Here is a 15,567-nt window from a genome sequence, read left to right on the forward strand (position 1 = left end):
GAATCGCCCCTGGTTTCGTAGACACCTCCAAGCCTCATAATGAGGCCCATTAGGAGGTGCCATGAGCAACCAGCGTTACCCCGAAGAATTCAAAATCGAAGCGGTCAAGCAAGTGACAGAGCGCGGCCTTCCCGTTGCCGAGGCTTACCTCAGTTCCTGGGCCACCCGCGCTTGAGAGGTTGGCTGTCGTTGTGAGTTTTCAAGGATGGGGTGTTGCGAGAAAAGGGGAGCGGAAAAGGGGACCCACGAGAAGAGAGGCAAATTTTCTTCTCCTTTCTAGACGTCCGCTCTTGGCCGATTCTGTTGAAAAAGTCGGTGTCGTCGCGATTCACTCATTCGAGGCCGGAAAAACATCCGTTTGAGGCGTCGCTATGCGAAATCTGGAGCAATTCAGTGTTGACGCTGGCTCAGATTTCAACGTCAGCCGCTCACTTTCGCGGCCAGACATTGCGGAGGGAGTTTTTCAACAGAATCGGCCGGTAGCTGCCGTTGGCAACCGTCCGCTTCCCGCCGAAACCGGCCGCGAAGGCATCACGGTCGATGCGCTGTCGCTCGGCACCATGAACTACTGGGATTCCGAGGAACTGGCGAAGAAAACCTGCATCGCCCCCCGCGCCCGCCCCCCGCAGGACGGCGGCGCTGGTGTGGCCTACTTCGCTTCGCGCGGGGCGAGCGGGATTACTGGCCAGGTGCTTCCGCTCAATGGCGGCAGCCTGGTGGCTTGCCCCCTGGAACTACGAAGCTCCGGCCGAATGGGCGGGGCGCTCGGCGGGCGGCTTTGCTTCACCTCTTTCCAGACGAGACTTCAGTCCTGCTCGTGCGAGCGTTTGTGGTGCCGGGCCATTCAGCCGATGTCCTCGTGAATGCAAAGGAAGTTGCCCTCTGTGTCCCGGAACCAGGCCGCCTTTTCCGCGCCCAGCACACAGACATGGTTCACTGTGCGCAGGTCGGGGTAGTCGTAGTCCTCGAACACCACGCCGTTTGCCTTGAGCTCGGCAATCGCCTGTTCGATGTTCTCCACCTGGAAGCTGATCGCCGTGTGATCGGCCTTGGTGCCGCCGGGGCGGGGAAACAGCGCCAGCAGCGCGCCGCCACCACACTCATAGATGAACTTGCCGTCCGGCTTCAGGCCAGCCGGCGTCAGGCCGAGCTTGCTCTCGTAGAAATCGCGCGCACGCACCAGATCGATCACCGGCAGCATCGTCGTCACAATCGCCTTGGATAACATTCCAGTTCACCTCCCCAACGAGCGGCGCGCGACCGCCCGATGCACGTTCCGGCCGGCCCTGCCGACCTTTACTAGTAACATTAGGCAAACGGGAAGCAGGAGGTAGGTGCGGTCGTCTGCTTCTGCACACTCGTCCGGCAGCAGCAGATGTCGGGGGCGAGTATCAGTACTTCAACACCGGGCATTGAAAAAGGAGCTCGCGGTTAGCCGCGAAGCCCCCACAGGCCGACCACTAGTGCTGTGCCCCAACCTGCGGAGGATGCCTGCAGTGGTTTTCACACAGCCTGGACCCAAAGCGGCCTGCCAGTGACGGCGGAAGCCGGCCAATAGCCATCGGTCGGAGAGGAGGGCGTCCGTCTAGCAAGGCAGCAGCTCGCAGCGGCTGGTGCGGACAGTCTGTTTTCGGCGGGAAGCGCTCGGGACTGAGGTACCATGCTGCGCCGAAACCCCTGTCGAACCCTCTGGCTGCTTATGTCCTCCAACGCGCTGTACACCGACCTGTCCACCTACTACGACCTGATGTGCGCCGACATCGACTACCAGGCGCAGAGCCACAGCGTGCGCCGGCTGCACCAGCTGTTCGGCAATCAGGGGCGCAGGCACCTGGATCTCGCCTGTGGCACCGGGCCGCACGTGCGCCATTTCCTCGACTTCGGCTACCGCAGTGCCGGCCTGGACATCAATCAGCCGATGCTGGATATCGCCCAGCTGCGCTGCCCCGAGGCACAGTTCAGTCGGCAGGACATGGCGGACTTCCGAGTGGGCGAGCCGCTGGATCTGATCACCTGCTTCCTCTACTCGATCCACTACAACGCCGGGCTGGAGCAGCTGCGGGCGTGCTTGGCCAGCGTGCACGGCGCGCTTGAGGAAAACGGCGTGTTCTGCTTCAACACGGTGGACAAGGGGCAGATCGACAACCGCTCATTTGTGCGCCATACCGTGGAGCACGAGGGCAGCCACTTCACCTTCGGTTCCGGCTGGTACTACAGCGGCGAGGGCGAGCGGCAGGCGCTGCGCCTCAGCATCGAGAAGACCACGGCGGGGGTGACCCAGGCCTGGCAGGACGAACACGCCATGGTCGCCCTGAGTTTCACCGAGCTGCAGCAGCTGTTGCAGCCGCACTTCGAGGTACACGTCTTCGAGCATGATTACGAACGGATCACTCCCTGGGGCGGCACGTCCGGGAATGCATTGTTTGTCTGCGTGAAGCGCTAAGAACCTGCCTGCGATCTCTTGATCGTCGGCCATGCTGCATTGCAACGCAGGAACAGCTGCAAGCTGGCCAATTAGGCTCTAGTGCGTGTTCGCATTCTCTTGACCAGCCAATTGCAACGAAGCTGACCATTGATTGCATCGGCGTTGACCAATGTCCGCATTTGGCTGCGGTTGCAACCGGTCGTGACCGGCAGAAGTCGAGCCGAAGCTGCCGGTGGCCAAAGCATTGATTGTCGATTCATATCAAGTCCCGTCCGATTCCAGATTTTTCTGAGCGCAGAAATGTGAAGCGTCTTTAATCAAGTAACCGGAACGAGAACTGTCATTGCCCCACCACCCCGGGCAGCTGCCACAAATGACAAATACCGCACGGTGGCAAGGCAATTCGTTGAGCAATGCTCCGCCCGAGCATGCGCGTCGTTGTCATCAAAGCCTTAGTGCGTCAAGACGCTCAAACAACGCGATTCATGCGACACAGGCACAGCGAGATAGTCGACCATGAAAGTTACTAGCCTGATTGTGACCCTATTTGTGCTGATGCAAGGCTGCACCATGGCGCCGACGCGCCTGCCGGCGGTGCCACACGATATGACGGCGAGAGCGGAAATTCCGGGCATGCCCGGGGTGCGCTATGTTGCCGGCGGAGACATGACGGAGTTGACACAAGTCGGCCTTCAAGCGCTCCAGCGGGAACGGGCTTACCATGCAAAGCAGGGGCACAAAGGGCCTCTGCCGCCAGCGGTATATCTGGCCATATCGGGCGGTGGCGACAATGGTGCGTTTGCCGTGGGTTTATTGAATGGCTGGACGGCTGCAGGAACGCGCCCGGAATTCAAGCTCGTTACCGGCATCAGTACGGGCGCGTTGATTGCGCCTTTCGCATTTCTGGGGCCGAAGTACGACGCGACGCTGAAAAAATTCTATACCACGCTGTCACCGAAAGACGTCATCGAGCCACGCAGTTTTATCGAAGGTGTTCTGGGTGATGCAATGTCAGATAACGCACCGCTGTTGAAGCTGACGCGCGAGTCGGTGAACGAGCAGATGCTCAAGGAGATCGCCGACGAGTACGCCAAGGGCCGTTTTCTGTTAGTTGCTACTGCGGACCTCGACGCGCGCCGTGCCATCATCTGGGACATGGGGAAAATCGCGACTTATGGCGGCCCTAAGGCATTGGATCTGTTCGTGAGAATCATGATTGCATCCGCCTCTATTCCGGGTGGATTTCCGCCAATGATGATAGACGTGGAAGTCGACGGTAAGGCCTACCAGGAAATGCACGTGGACGGTGGCATCATGGCGCAGGTGTTCGCTTATCCGGCGTCGATACGTGTTAACGAGGAGGCGAAAGCCACGGGAGTGACCCGCGACCGCAGGCTCTACGTGATACGCAATTCACGACTCGACCCGGATTGGGCGGACGTTGAGCGCAAAACCATGAGTATCGCCGGGCGCGCGGTCACCTCGTTGATCCACAGCCAGGGCATTGGCGACCTCTACCGGATCTACGCCACCGCCCAGCGTGATGGCGTGGATTTCAACCTCGGGTTCATACCTTCGAGTTTCAACGCTCCGCACAAGGAAGAGTTCGATAACGAATACATGCGCAGCCTCTACTCCACCGGTTATGACATGGCGTTGCAGGGCTTCCCGTGGCTCAAGGTACCGCCCGGATTCATTTCTCCCGGCGTAACAGCAGCGCGGAAATAGTGGGCGTGCGTTGAGCTCAACGACTGAGCTCATTCGATGAGCAAGCCAGCGCTGCGCGCTTTCACCCACCCAGCGCGATGATCGCGAATATCAGGACTGTCCCCACCAACGCTAATGCCGCGCCGGTTGCCCATGGGTTTCCGCCGGAATAGCGTGCCAGCAGCCAACCTGCAAGAAACAGCATTCCCAATGCCACCAGGTTGGATGTACGAATCGCCAGCGCAGTCCGATCTATCAGCAGGAATGGAATGACCAAGGGGAAAGTCGCCAGCACAACCAGCAGGAAGGTGCCCAGAGCCCCCATGAAATCTTCCAGGTCGAGTCGAGGGCGAACGGTTCTATCGGCCTTGAGCAACAGTCGCAACCGCAGCATCTCCAACCCATCCGACCCGGCAGCTTCTGCAATGTGTGGAGGCAGAGCATCCGCTATCAGGGCCCGGCCTTCGTCCGGGCCTGCTTCCCCCTGCAAGCGGGCCAATAAGGTTCGACTGCGGGTGCGCTCAGTCCAGGTACGCAGCAGGTAAATGACAGCATCAGCCAGGCCCCATGCGAGGTTGCAGCCGAAGGCCGCGATCAGCATGGTTCGTGCTTCTTCGCGGCCCGCCGTCGCAACACTTAGCGATCCGATGAAGGTCATTGCCATCAGCAGCCCGAAAATGACCTCGGTGATACGGTCCACGGGTTCGAGTATTCGCTGTCGCTTGATCTCGTCCTCTTGCTGCATCGCTTCCTCCCGCTGTGCTTGATGCTCCGTCAGGTTCTGACCGCCAATGCCACCGGCCGAAGCTTGAATAAGCTGCGCTGCTCATTTCCCTCAACACGAAAGACAATGAGTGAGCTGGATGGCATCGCCATTTTCCGCTTGGGCGAAAGGTGCTCCTCAAGTGTTTGAGACAGTTTCAGCAACTCAACTTCCGCATTGTTCAAGGCCACCTCTGCCTCGCGTTTCCATATCGCCTGGAGGGGCCCAAGCTCCCTGGATTGCGCGGTAGCCTGAATCCATTGATCCCGGTCGTGCCAGTCGCCTAGGGCTGTCTGCGCCCGCTTGAGGGCTTCGGCCAATTCAGGGCTCACAAGAGAAAGTCGTGGATAGGCCTCGGCAGCGTAGCGGGCGCGCTTGACCAGAATCCTCATGCGATGGGGATCGTAACGACGCTCGGCCAATTCCAACGCCAAGCGGCTGAACTGCTTATGCAGCCTGCATGCCGCCTTGCCACCGAGGTAACGCAGGCGGCCGTTTCGTTCAGCCTTGCGAAAGTTTCGCGACCACCGCTCCAATTCGATAAAGACCTGCTCAAGGTTGCCGCCAGTGACAATGTTTTCGCATCGTCGGTCGCGCTCATCGCTGCGCGTCTTGCCTGCGCGCAGGAAGCCACGTCGTTGCAACTCCATAGCCAACACTTCCAGGTCCCGCGCCGGCCCTGCCAGCCGACCCAGTTCTGACGCAGCGCGGATGAGAGGCTCCCCCGTACCTCCCAAGGGCCGTAGCAGACTCCTGAGACGACGCAGTGTGATCCTGAGGTCATGGAGCGCTTCCTTATCCGTGCCGGCCTGAAGTCGAGCGCGGATGTGATACAGACTGGTCTCCAGACCCAGTACCTGCGCGACGACGGTGTTAGCGAATGACATGAACAACCTCCTTGGACGACCCATGGCGGACGGATCGCCGCCCACCATGGGCACCTCGTTGTCAGAGGCTGAGGAAACCGCTGTACAGGCCATAACCGGCGATCAGCGCGCCGATCAGCACCACCGCGAAGATCATTTTTTCCACGGACGTAAATACCGGCTGGCCCAATTCGCGCTTGGCCTTGGCGAACAGGATCGCCCCCGGCGCATAGAGCAGCGCCGACAACAGCAGGTACTGCACACCCGCCGCATACACCAGCCATACGGCGTAGAGCACGGCGATCAGGGCAATGACCAGATCCTTGGTACGTTCGCCGGGCGCCTGTTCGTAGGTTTCGTGACGAAACGCCAGCAGCAAGGCGTAGGCCGCGGACCAAAAGTACGGCACCAGGATCATCGAGGTCGCCAGGTACAGCAGGCTGAGGTAGGTGGAGCTGTTGAACAGGGTGATGATCAGGAACAGCTGGATCAGCCCGTTGGACAGCCAGAGGGCATTGGCTGGCACCTGGTTGGCATTCTCCTTGCGCAGGAACTCCGGCATGGTGTGATCACGGGCACTGGCAAAAAGGATTTCGGCACACAGCAGTGTCCACGACAACAGCGCACCCGCCAGGGAGACAATCAGCCCGACGCTGATGAGGACGGCGCCCCAATGGCCGACCACGCTCTCCAGTACGCCCGCCATCGAGGGGTTCTTCAAACCGGACAGCTGGGCCTGGGCCAGGATCCCCTGGGACAGCACATTGACCAGCACCAGCAGCAGGAGCACCGCAATAAAGCCGACCACGGTGGCCTTGCCCACGTCGCTACGTTTCTCGGCGCGTGCGGAGAAAATGCTCGCCCCCTCGATACCGATGAACACCCACACGGTGACCAGCATCATGCTGCGTACCTGGTTCATCACCGTGCCCAGGTCGCTGTTGCCGGCCCCCCAGAAGTCGGACGTGAACACGTCCAGCTTGAACGCTACGGCGGCGATGACGATGAACAACGCCAGCGGCACCATCTTGGCGATAGTGGTCAGGGTGTTGATGAAGGCGGCTTCCTTGATTCCCCGCAATACCAGGAAATGCAGGAACCACAGCAGCACTGACGCACAGACCATCGCCGGCAGGGTGTTGCCCTCACCGAACATGGGAAAGAAGAAGCCCAGGGTACTGAACAGCAGCACCATGTAGCTGACGTTGCCGATCCAGGCGCTGATCCAGTAGCCCCAGGCCGAAGAAAAGCCCATGTAGTCGCCGAACCCAGCCTTGGCGTAGGCATACACCCCGCCGTCGAGCTTGGGTTTGCGGTTGGCGAGCGTCTGGAAGACAAAGGCCAGCATCAGCATGCCGACCCCGGTGATCAGCCAGCCGATCAGGGTAGCGCCGGCACTGGCGCTGGCGGCGATATTCTGCGGTAGCGAAAAGATCCCTCCGCCGACCATCGAGCCAACCACCAGGGCGATCAGCGCCCCGATTTTCAACTTGTCGCTGGAGGCGGCAACCTGCGTCTGCTTGCCGGGTTCAGCCTGGTTGCCCAGCTGCACATTGCTGGTTGAGTCGACCATGTAAAGCTCCTTGCCGAATCGGCATCGCTCAAGTGGATGGCCAGGCAACAAGGAATGGTCGCAAACGCACCGCATGACCTTTCGAGCGGCCCATGCCAGCGAACAGACTGCTTATATCGCTGCTGGGAGTCGGTTCGATTCAACTCGTGCCCCGCAGCCGGGCACTGCCATTCAAATCATCGGAGCATCAGGAGCCGCGCAGCATACGGAAATGCTCCGCCGTCCAGTGCTTTACCGTTTCCGCTGAAAGTTGATGAAACGCATCAACACGCTCTTCCAGCTTGGCCGCGAAAGCCACGGCGGAAGCCTGGTCCGCAAAGTTGAACGTCATGCCGCAGGCATGCACCAGCCAGACCGATTGGCCCTGCTCGGAGGCCTGTTCAATCCGTAGGTCCACCTGGCCCTCCCGATTTCTGGAGAAGCGCTATCGAAATGAATTCAGTGTAGCGAACAAGTTGAAGACAGCAGGGCATCACATGCACTGTTCGAAATTTCCTGCTGGCTCCACCGCTCCCTTATTGAAGGTTGTCATCCGGGTGTAATCAATATCTTCAGCATGTGCTTAGACGAGACCTCTTGGGCAAGCCATCCTTAGTGGACTCCGCCGCCTCAAAGGAGCACCTTGGATGCTCAACTGGATGCTGGTCTTCGCCCCCATCGCCGTCCTCCTGGAGTACTTCGCTGCGGAGTATCACCTGCTGGTTTTCCTGGCGGCGGCGCTGGCCATTGTGCCGCTGGCGGGGTGGCTGGGTCGTGCCACCGAACAACTCGCGGAGCGTTCCGGAGAGGGCATAGGCGGCCTGCTCAATGCCACGTTCGGCAATGCCACTGAATTGATCATTGCTCTCAGCGCGCTGCGCGCTGGACTGCATGATGTGGTGAAAGCCTCCATCGCCGGTTCGATCGTCGGCAATATTCTGCTGGTACTCGGCGCCGCCATGCTGGCGGGGGGACTACGGCATGCGGAGCAACTGTACAACGCCTCCGCTGCCCGTTCGCAGGCCACGCTGCTGACGCTGGCCACCATTGCACTGATTCTGCCCGCCGCCTACAACGCGGTCGTGGCGTCGCGTGCCCCTTATGGGCTCCAGGCGCTAAGCCTGTACATCTCACTAGTCCTGCTTCTGGTGTATGGCTTGTTCCTGGTGTATTCGCTGATCACCCACAAGAAACTGTTCGCTGGCTCCCCGGAGATCCAGCGCGATCCACATCAGGCTCCCCTCTGGCCCATGAGAAAGGCGTTGCTGGTACTGGCAGCGGCTACCGTGCTGATCGGCTGGATCAGTGAAATCCTGGTCGCCGCCATCGAACCCAGCGCTCACCAGCTCGGGCTCAGCAACCTGTTCGTTGGGGTGTTTGTCGTGGCTATTCTTGGCAATGCAGCCGAGCATGCGTCTGCAATCTCAGCGGCGATGAAGAATCGCATGGATCTGTCGCTTTCCATCGCTATCGGTTCCAGTGTCCAGGTGGCCCTATTCGTCGCACCTATCCTGGTGCTGGCTAGTTATGTCATCGGTTCTCAGCCAATGGATCTGGCCTTCTCGGGCGGCCTGGTACTGAGTGTCCTGCTGGCAGTCCTGATTACCGGCCAGGTGGCGGGTGATGGCCGCTCGGATTGGCTCAAGGGTGTGCAGTTGCTGGCCGTCTACCTCATTCTCGGTCTGGCCTACTTTTTCACGCCTGACGCGCCAGTCGTCTGATCCATGCCCGTAGCGAAGCAGGAACAGCCAATCGAACAGCTGCCGCCAGTAGAGCCTGTCCAGTCAGGGCAGCCAACAGCCCGCCCCCGGATTCACTCTCGGCCATCCGACCAGAATCCGAGACTTCCGAGGTCCGCTTTTGGCTGTGGAAGCAGCCCCACGTACCGTCATGGTCAGCCGAGTGTTGCTGCGGCTGGCACTTTTGAAAATCGAAGTGGGGAGGTGCTGCTTCCTTCTAAGGGCCCGGTTTTCCCCTGGCCCTCGGCGATTGCTCTTCATCCTGAAGCGGCCGCTCCCTCAACGCCTGCGTCTGCTCCACCAGCCAATCGCGGAGTATCTGCATTTCCCTCGACCCGGCCAAATCTCGGCGGCAGACGAAGTAGTGCTTGCGATCGTCGGCAAGAAAGGTCTCATGGGTCGGCCTTACCAGCGTGCCGGCATCCAACTGCGGTTGTACCAGGTGGCGCCAGGCGAGGCCGACGCCCACGTCTTCCTGGACCGCATCCAGCAGCATCGAAAGATGGCTGAAATCCATCGTTTCCTTGCACAGGGCGGCATCGAAGCCGAACTGCTTCAGCCAGAACGACCAATCGACGGGCACCCAGAGCCGGGCTTTCCAGTGGCTGGCACTGAGGTTCAGCAGCGTGACGCTCATCAGTCCTTCCAGGGTCGTGATCTGGGGGTGCTGTTCAAGGAATCCGGGGGTACAGACCGGAAATATCTCTTCCGAGAAGAGGTACTCGGCCAGATAGTGCGGATGTTCCTCGAGCCCCAGGGTCACTGCGGCACTGAAGCGCTCCTGGTAGTCCGGGTTTGCCTCCGAGCTGATCAGGTGCAGCTGGAGTTCGGGATGCTGGGCTCGCAGTTGCTTCAGCCTCGGCATCAGCCAGAGCTGGGCGAAGGCGGTCGTGGTGATCAGGGCCAGATAATCCAGGCTATTGCGTCGCAGCAATTCGCGGGACGCGGTGGCTATGTGCTGCAGGGCGGAGGAGGCCGCCAGGTACAACGCATGCCCGTCGCTGGTGAGTTGGACCTTGCGATTGCCGCGCAGGAACAGCTTCAGGCCATAGAAGTCTTCCAGCGTCTGGATCTGGCGACTGACCGCCGCCTGGGTCACGCAGAGTTCCTCCGCCGCCATCTTGAAACTGCCATGGCGGGCGGCCGCTTCGAACGTACGCAGCGCGTTCAATGGTGGGAGTAGCTGCCTGAGGTTGCTCATTGGGCACAGGTGATGAGTCGGATACTTCGAGCAGTTAACCAAAGCTCAATCGGGAATGACAGGCTCCGGCCGGATTACCGACGAATTGTGCGCCATATGTCTGTAGTTCACTTAACCAAAAGCTAAGCGAAGCTCACGCAAAACTCGTTTGTCAGCGGTTTGCGGCCCATCGATCATCGACCTCGGATCACCCACCCCGAGGAAGCAAACGATGAGGTTCGAAAACAAGATTGTCGTGATTACCGGAGGCGCCGGTGGCGTCGGTCAGGCCCTGGTCCGGCTGTTTGCCGCCGAAGGTGCACGCCTGATGATCTCGGACATCAATGCCGACGGCTGTCAGGCGATGGTCGACCACGCCCGCGAGCTGGGCGCCGAGGCAGATTGCCTGGCTGGCAATCTGCGGGAGAAGGAATATTGTGAAGCGGTCATTGCCCGGACCGTCGAACGCTTCGGCGGCGTCGACATCCTGCTCAACAACGCCGGCATCATTCCCCGCGGAACCATCGAGGAAACCACTGACGAGATGTGGTTCACGGCGATGGACGTCAATCTGAATGCGGTGTTCTTCCTCTGCCGCGCCGCTATCCCCCATATGAAGCAGCGTGGCGGCGGTGCCATCGTCAACACGTCCTCGGTCTGGGGTACCTATCCGGGACCTGGCCATGTCGCCTATTGCACCAGCAAGGGGGCGGTGGCGGCACTGTCCAGGAACCTCGGCCGCGATTGCGCTCCGTTGGGCATCCGCGTCAATGCCGTCTGCCCGCACGAAATCAACACACCGATGATCCGCAGCGGCTTCGAGCGCCGAGGCCTGGACCCGGACAAGGCGATCGAGGCGCTGAACAAGACCGTACCGCTGGGACGCATCGCCGAGCCGGAGGATATCGCCGATGTGATCGCCTTCCTGGCTTCCGACCAGGCCCGCTACATTGCCGGCGAGACGGTGGAAGTCACCGGCGCCAAACCGGTTTCAGGCTGAGGAACGCAGATGATGCTGAACAACAAGGTGGCCGTCGTTACCGGCGGCGGGCGTGGGATCGGTCGCGGGATCACCGAAAAACTCCTGGAAGCCGGCGCTCGGGTGCTGGTCGCGCAGCGCCAGGCGCTGGATGAAAGCCTGGGCGCCAACCCGCAGGTGGCCTGGGTTGAAGCCGACCTGGCCGAGCGCGATGCGCCCTATGCCATCGCACGGGCAGCCGAGGAGCGGTTCGGCGGCGCCGATCTTCTGGTCAACAATGCCGGGTTCATGTTCGAACGCTCGCTCGAGGAGATGAGCGAGGACGACTGGGACCGGATGATGGCCGTCAACCTGCGCGCCCCGGTCTTCCTGGCCAAGGCCCTGCTGCCACAGCTACGCGTGCGTGGCGGCAGTATCGTCAATATCGGCTCGATCGAAGGCATAGGCGCCAACCCCTGGCATACCGCCTACTGCGGCTCCAAGGCCGGCGTCCACGGTTTCACCCGTGCGCTGGCCGTCGATCTGGGGCGCGACGGCATTCGCTGCAATGCCATCGCCCCCGGCTGGATCAACTCGGACCTGAGCCACGCCTATATCGATGCCCAGCCAGATCCCGTGCAGGCCCGCGCCGGCCTGCTCAAGCTGCATCCCGTCGGGCGTACCGGTGAGCCGCAGGACATTGGCAACGCCGTCGTCTTTCTGGCTAGCGAGGCTGCGGCCTTTATCACCGGCCAGGTGATCGTCGTCGACGGCGGTCGGACTGCCAAGCTGCCGTTGCCGTTCTGAGACTGCGCGGCTTCGGGCGACTCTTTCCGAATCTCCAGGCCGCTTGCTGAGCCTCCTCTGCATTGCTGGCGTTGCGGAGGAGGCTGCCTTGGGCCTGCGTTGACCAAAATCCGCGCCGGCATCTTCTCGCCGGCCGCGGGCGCGTCGCTTCGGGAAAAGGATGCGGCGATTGCGGCACTGTCCGGAAGTCCCAACTGTGAGAAGCTGCTTGCGCTGGTACCGACGTACGGACCGACATCTGAGTATCAGCAAGGGGATTGTCGAGTCGTACCCTGAGTGCCCGTGAGTCGAGACATGAGAGCGTCCTTCGAGAGCGTATTGAAGAGCAAGAACCTGGCGCATCTGGACAAGGCCCGCCGCGCAGGTCTGACGAACCCGGTTCGACGTGTGTCCTTCATCCTCCGCGAGCATTTCTCGATGATGGCCTTCACCGGGGCGGTGGATGCGCTGGTCACGGCCAACCTCATGAGTTCGTCACCGGTGTTCGAAGTTCAAGTGGTGGGAGAGGACAGCAACCTGGTCGTGAGTGACCTGGGCATTTCCATTTCTACTGATCGCACGCTGGCCGAGCTGGAAGAGAAGCGCCAGGACATCATCGTCGTCTGTGGCGGTTTCCGCGTTCACCTCGAAGGTGAGGCCCTGTTGCGGGCGAAGCTGCGATCAGCCGATGCGGCTGGGGCAGTGCTTGGGGGGCTCTGGAATGGCGCCTATTTTCTTGCCGAGGCGGGATTGCTGGATGGCCACGACTGCGCCTTTCATCCAGATGGTCGGGCAATGATGGCGGAACTCTTTCCCAAGGTCAGGGTGACAAGTCATTCCCAGGTGCTCGACCGCAAGCGAATCAGCTGCGCGGGCGCAAACAGCTCCTTGGGCATGATGCTGGAAGTGGTGCGTCACAGTGCCGGCCAGGAGCTGGTAAGTGCGGTGGAGGAGGTTCTCAGCTGCGACAAGATGCGCGACGTTGTCGACGTATCCGTCGTCTCGATCGATTTCGATCCCACCTTGCCACAGACCCTCAAGCTCGCTTTGGAGCTGATGCACAGCAACATAGAAGATCCCATCGAGATCGAAGAGATCGCGCGTTATGTCGGCATCTCCAGGCGACATCTGGAACGCCTCTTCCGACGACATGTGAATGCAACGCCTCCGCGCTACTACCTCGAATTGCGGCTCACCCGTGCCCGCCAACTGTTGCAGCAGACCAACAAGTCATTGATCGAGATCGCCGTGGCGAGTGGGTTCGTGACCCTCCCGCATTTCCAGCGCTGCTTCCGTGCAATGTTCGATATGGCCCCAGGGCAGTTTCGCAAGCGTAACCATTTCAAGGTCTGAAGCCTCTTGCTCGCACCGTTCAATTGAACGTGGGTAGCCACGTCCTTTGGGGTCATGAGTACCCGGCCCTGCCTGGTACGACTCAAGTGGTTTGGATAGTGCGACTTAGCCGGCCGGTAGGGCGGGGGCCAAGAGCCGGAGTGATGGCAGTTCCTGACCGGATTCCGGGAGGCCGCGCCCGCGCGGCTGGGCGTTCGAGTAGGCCGCATCCATGGCAAGTCCTGATGGTCGGTCGTTGACACTCGGGCTGAAGGTACTAGCTTTAAATGTGTGGGAAAATTTCCCACGTAACTACGCTGACTGGCCCTGAGGGATCGTGCGGAAACCGCAGTTGCTCATTGATGCTGCAGATACATGGCCGCGCCGGTTGGCTGGCCGCTCCAGTGGGCGGCTGGGAACTCACTGGTCATTGCGTTCGATACGGAGATGACTACGCAACTCCAAGCGGAGGTGCATCATGCTGCTCAAGAAATGTTTGTTGGCTCTGGCCATTGGCGGAGTCCTGTCTGCATCGACTGTTCTGGTGCCCGATTACGTCAGTAGCTTCTCCAGCGTGTATGCCAAAGATGGCGGTGACGGCGGCGGAGGCGGTGGCGGCCACGGTGGCGGCGGTAGCGGCGGAGGCGGAGGTGGCCACGGTGGCGGCGGTAGCGGAGGGGGCGGCGGTGGTCACGGCGGCGGTGGCGGTCATGGTGGTGGCAGCGGCGGTGGCGGTGGTCACGGCGGTGATGGCGGAGGCGGCCACGGAGGTGACGGCGGTGGCGGTCACGGTGGCCATGGAGGAGATGGGCATGGAGGTGATGGTGGGGGTCATGGCGGCGGTCATGGTGAAGCGGGTCATGACGGTGACGGTCATGACGGTGACGGTCATGGAGGCAAGGGGCGCGGCGACGCCGACCATGGTGGTATGGCTGGGAACAGAGGCCCAGGCAATGCCCATGACAATGATGCCGACAACGATGCCGACAACGATGCCGACAACGATGCCGACAACGATGCCGCAGATGCGGACAGAGACGCTGCCAAAGCTGACGCGGATGCAGCCAGGGATGCTGCCAGAGCTGAGGCGGATGCGGCCAGAGATGCTGCCAGGGCTGATGCAGATGCAGCCAGGGACGCTGCCCGGGCTGAAGCCGATGCAGCCAGGGACGCTGCCAAGGCGGCTGGCGTAGAGGGCGCGGATGCAGCCAGAGATGCTGCCAGGGCAGCGGCGGATGCAGCTAGGGATGCTGCCAAAGCCGAGGCGGATGCAGCCAGAGATGCCGCCAGAGCTGAAGCCGATGCGGCCAGGGACGCTGCCAAAGATGAGGCAGATGCAGCCCGGGACGCTGCCAAGGATGCTGACGATGATGCCGCAGATGCGGCCAGAGAGGCTGCTGAAGATGCTGAAGATGCAGCCAGGGAAGCTGCTGAAGATGCTGCAGATGCAGCCAGGGAAGCTGCTGAAGACGCCGAAGATGCAGCCCGAGAAGCTGCCGAGGACGCCCCTGACGCCCCTGACGCGCCCGATGCACCGGATGTCGACGTGGTCGAGGTGCAGCAATAGGCCAGCGAGTTCGGCGATGAACGCGCAGGCATCTCAGTAGAAAACGTCCCGGGAGCTTGAGGGGCGGATCAGTTGGGAGTCGCAAGCCCTGAAGAGTCGCGGGGCCTGCGGCTCCTTTTGCTAATCCTGTCGCATGGCCCGCGTACCTCGTATGTGCACGGAAATGGAGGTCCGGGTTTGGCGCTTTCACCCGCTTGACCTGGCGTTCCATCACCGCTCCGTGCCTGCTCCTGGCTGAGAATCAGCGCGCCCGGGCCGGCAGCGAGTACCTCGGTATGGCCGTTACCGGCATTGAGGCCAACAAAATGCCCGGATGCGTAAAGCACGCCTGATGTTCATCCCATGGCAAATCGAGACAGTCGATGTTCAAGCTGCTGGTGGGGACCTCAACCTGCACATCGGAAATCCCCGCGCCTTCAGCAACTCAACTGGTCTGTGCGCGGCATTCTCCTTGGCTATGTCTGCATTAAGTGTTGCTAGAAGGTCATGAGCCAAGCGGCTTTTCGAGCCGGCTTGTAGTTTCTGTTTCGCCTCCCGGCGAGTCTCTTTTTTCAGTCGCCAAAAAAGAAACCAAAAAGGCTTGCCCCTGCATCCGGCCCGGCTGTGCCGGGTCCCCTCGCACCATCGCCGCTCCGGGGGGCCGGCGTGAGGGGCCATCCATGGCCCCGCACGCCTCTCGCGGCATCCATGCC

Annotated in this window: 14 protein-coding genes and 1 pseudogene; 8 read left to right on the plus strand and 7 right to left on the minus strand. The window is 61.0% G+C overall.

Annotated elements, in window-relative coordinates; translation table 11 throughout:
- Positions 1-61: 61 nt before the first annotated feature.
- Both E8F11_RS21590 and E8F11_RS21595 read left to right on the plus strand, forming a co-directional pair.
- A pseudogene (locus E8F11_RS21590) lies at positions 62-142 on the plus strand (transposase); the annotation flags it as partial.
- 229 nt (positions 143-371) lie between these two features.
- The gene (locus E8F11_RS21595; protein WP_280290920.1) at positions 372-863 is read left to right on the plus strand and encodes a hypothetical protein; all 492 of its coding nucleotides are present in this window, start codon (positions 372-374) and stop codon (positions 861-863) included.
- On the opposite strand, the gene E8F11_RS21600 is transcribed toward E8F11_RS21595, so the two are convergent.
- A complete protein-coding gene (locus E8F11_RS21600; protein WP_280290921.1) occupies positions 845-1,228 on the minus strand; it encodes a VOC family protein in 384 nt (127 codons plus the stop codon). The genes E8F11_RS21595 and E8F11_RS21600 overlap by 19 nt on opposite strands.
- A gap of 471 nt (positions 1,229-1,699) precedes the next feature.
- On the opposite strand from E8F11_RS21600, the gene E8F11_RS21605 reads away from it, so the two are divergent.
- Together E8F11_RS21605 and E8F11_RS21610 are read left to right on the plus strand one after the other, a co-directional pair.
- Positions 1,700-2,443 carry a class I SAM-dependent methyltransferase gene (locus E8F11_RS21605; protein ID WP_280290934.1) on the plus strand — a complete coding sequence of 248 codons (744 nt, stop codon included), beginning with the start codon at positions 1,700-1,702 and terminating at the stop codon, positions 2,441-2,443.
- 498 nt (positions 2,444-2,941) lie between these two features.
- On the plus strand, positions 2,942-4,153 hold the full coding sequence (locus tag E8F11_RS21610; protein WP_280290922.1) for a patatin-like phospholipase family protein: 1,212 nt from the start codon (positions 2,942-2,944) through the stop codon (positions 4,151-4,153).
- A gap of 61 nt (positions 4,154-4,214) precedes the next feature.
- Here E8F11_RS21610 and E8F11_RS21615 read toward each other — a convergent pair whose 3' ends face one another.
- From E8F11_RS21615 to E8F11_RS21630, 4 genes are all read right to left on the minus strand, one after another.
- On the minus strand, positions 4,215-4,877 hold the full coding sequence (locus E8F11_RS21615) for a hypothetical protein (RefSeq protein ID WP_280290923.1): 663 nt from the start codon (positions 4,875-4,877) through the stop codon (positions 4,215-4,217).
- A gap of 29 nt (positions 4,878-4,906) precedes the next feature.
- Positions 4,907-5,782 carry a CHAD domain-containing protein gene (locus E8F11_RS21620; RefSeq protein WP_280290924.1) on the minus strand — a complete coding sequence of 292 codons (876 nt, stop codon included), beginning with the start codon at positions 5,780-5,782 and terminating at the stop codon, positions 4,907-4,909.
- A 61-nt stretch (positions 5,783-5,843) separates the two neighbouring features.
- Positions 5,844-7,334, minus strand: a complete 1,491-nt coding sequence (arcD, locus tag E8F11_RS21625; protein WP_280290925.1) for an arginine-ornithine antiporter — start codon at positions 7,332-7,334, stop codon at positions 5,844-5,846.
- Positions 7,335-7,521: 187 nt separating this feature from the next.
- Positions 7,522-7,731 (minus strand): hypothetical protein, encoded by a 210-nt coding sequence (locus E8F11_RS21630; protein WP_280290926.1) that lies wholly within the window; start codon positions 7,729-7,731, stop codon positions 7,522-7,524.
- Between the two features lie 229 nt (positions 7,732-7,960).
- Between E8F11_RS21630 and cax the strand changes: the two genes are divergently transcribed.
- Positions 7,961-9,034, plus strand: coding sequence for a calcium/proton exchanger (gene cax, locus E8F11_RS21635; protein ID WP_280290927.1), 1,074 nt, complete (start codon positions 7,961-7,963; stop codon positions 9,032-9,034).
- Between the two features lie 235 nt (positions 9,035-9,269).
- On the opposite strand, the gene E8F11_RS21640 is transcribed toward cax, so the two are convergent.
- Complete coding sequence (locus tag E8F11_RS21640) at positions 9,270-10,253, minus strand: LysR substrate-binding domain-containing protein (RefSeq protein WP_280290928.1); 984 nt, start codon at positions 10,251-10,253, stop codon at positions 9,270-9,272.
- Positions 10,254-10,464: 211 nt separating this feature from the next.
- Here E8F11_RS21640 and E8F11_RS21645 point away from each other — a divergent pair, with 211 nt between their 5' ends.
- The 3 genes from E8F11_RS21645 to E8F11_RS21655 all read left to right on the plus strand — a co-directional run bounded on the left by E8F11_RS21645 (position 10,465) and on the right by E8F11_RS21655 (position 13,329).
- Positions 10,465-11,232, plus strand: coding sequence for an SDR family NAD(P)-dependent oxidoreductase (locus E8F11_RS21645; protein ID WP_280290929.1), 768 nt, complete (start codon positions 10,465-10,467; stop codon positions 11,230-11,232).
- A gap of 9 nt (positions 11,233-11,241) precedes the next feature.
- Positions 11,242-11,997, plus strand: a complete 756-nt coding sequence (locus E8F11_RS21650) for an SDR family oxidoreductase (RefSeq protein ID WP_280290930.1) — start codon at positions 11,242-11,244, stop codon at positions 11,995-11,997.
- A gap of 294 nt (positions 11,998-12,291) precedes the next feature.
- The gene (locus E8F11_RS21655) at positions 12,292-13,329 is read left to right on the plus strand and encodes a helix-turn-helix domain-containing protein (RefSeq protein ID WP_280290931.1); all 1,038 of its coding nucleotides are present in this window, start codon (positions 12,292-12,294) and stop codon (positions 13,327-13,329) included.
- A 430-nt stretch (positions 13,330-13,759) separates the two neighbouring features.
- Here the strand turns inward: E8F11_RS21655 and E8F11_RS21660 are convergent, their stop codons facing one another.
- Positions 13,760-14,872: a hypothetical protein gene (locus E8F11_RS21660; protein ID WP_280290932.1), complete on the minus strand. Its 1,113-nt coding sequence runs from the start codon at positions 14,870-14,872 to the stop codon at positions 13,760-13,762.
- Between the last annotated feature and the right edge of the window lie 695 nt (positions 14,873-15,567).

It is taken from the genome of Pseudomonas sp. BN417 (genome assembly GCF_029871205.1).
Classification (GTDB): Bacteria; Pseudomonadota; Gammaproteobacteria; order Pseudomonadales; family Pseudomonadaceae; genus Metapseudomonas.

Excerpts from the sequence above, each read along its gene's own strand:
- cax (WP_280290927.1), top strand. The coding sequence starts at position 7,961 with ATGCTCAACTGGATGCTGGTCTTCGCCCCCATCGCCGTCCTCCTGGAG.
- E8F11_RS21645 (WP_280290929.1), top strand. The coding sequence starts at position 10,465 with ATGAGGTTCGAAAACAAGATTGTCGTGATTACCGGAGGCGCCGGTGGC.
- E8F11_RS21605 (WP_280290934.1), top strand. The coding sequence starts at position 1,700 with ATGTCCTCCAACGCGCTGTACACCGACCTGTCCACCTACTACGACCTG.
- E8F11_RS21615 (WP_280290923.1), bottom strand. The coding sequence starts at position 4,877 with ATGCAGCAAGAGGACGAGATCAAGCGACAGCGAATACTCGAACCCGTG.
- arcD (WP_280290925.1), bottom strand. The coding sequence starts at position 7,334 with ATGGTCGACTCAACCAGCAATGTGCAGCTGGGCAACCAGGCTGAACCC.
- E8F11_RS21620 (WP_280290924.1), bottom strand. The coding sequence starts at position 5,782 with ATGTCATTCGCTAACACCGTCGTCGCGCAGGTACTGGGTCTGGAGACC.
- E8F11_RS21595 (WP_280290920.1), top strand. The coding sequence starts at position 372 with ATGCGAAATCTGGAGCAATTCAGTGTTGACGCTGGCTCAGATTTCAAC.
- E8F11_RS21655 (WP_280290931.1), top strand. The coding sequence starts at position 12,292 with ATGAGAGCGTCCTTCGAGAGCGTATTGAAGAGCAAGAACCTGGCGCAT.
- E8F11_RS21610 (WP_280290922.1), top strand. The coding sequence starts at position 2,942 with ATGAAAGTTACTAGCCTGATTGTGACCCTATTTGTGCTGATGCAAGGC.
- E8F11_RS21600 (WP_280290921.1), bottom strand. The coding sequence starts at position 1,228 with ATGTTATCCAAGGCGATTGTGACGACGATGCTGCCGGTGATCGATCTG.
- E8F11_RS21640 (WP_280290928.1), bottom strand. The coding sequence starts at position 10,253 with ATGAGCAACCTCAGGCAGCTACTCCCACCATTGAACGCGCTGCGTACG.
- E8F11_RS21650 (WP_280290930.1), top strand. The coding sequence starts at position 11,242 with ATGATGCTGAACAACAAGGTGGCCGTCGTTACCGGCGGCGGGCGTGGG.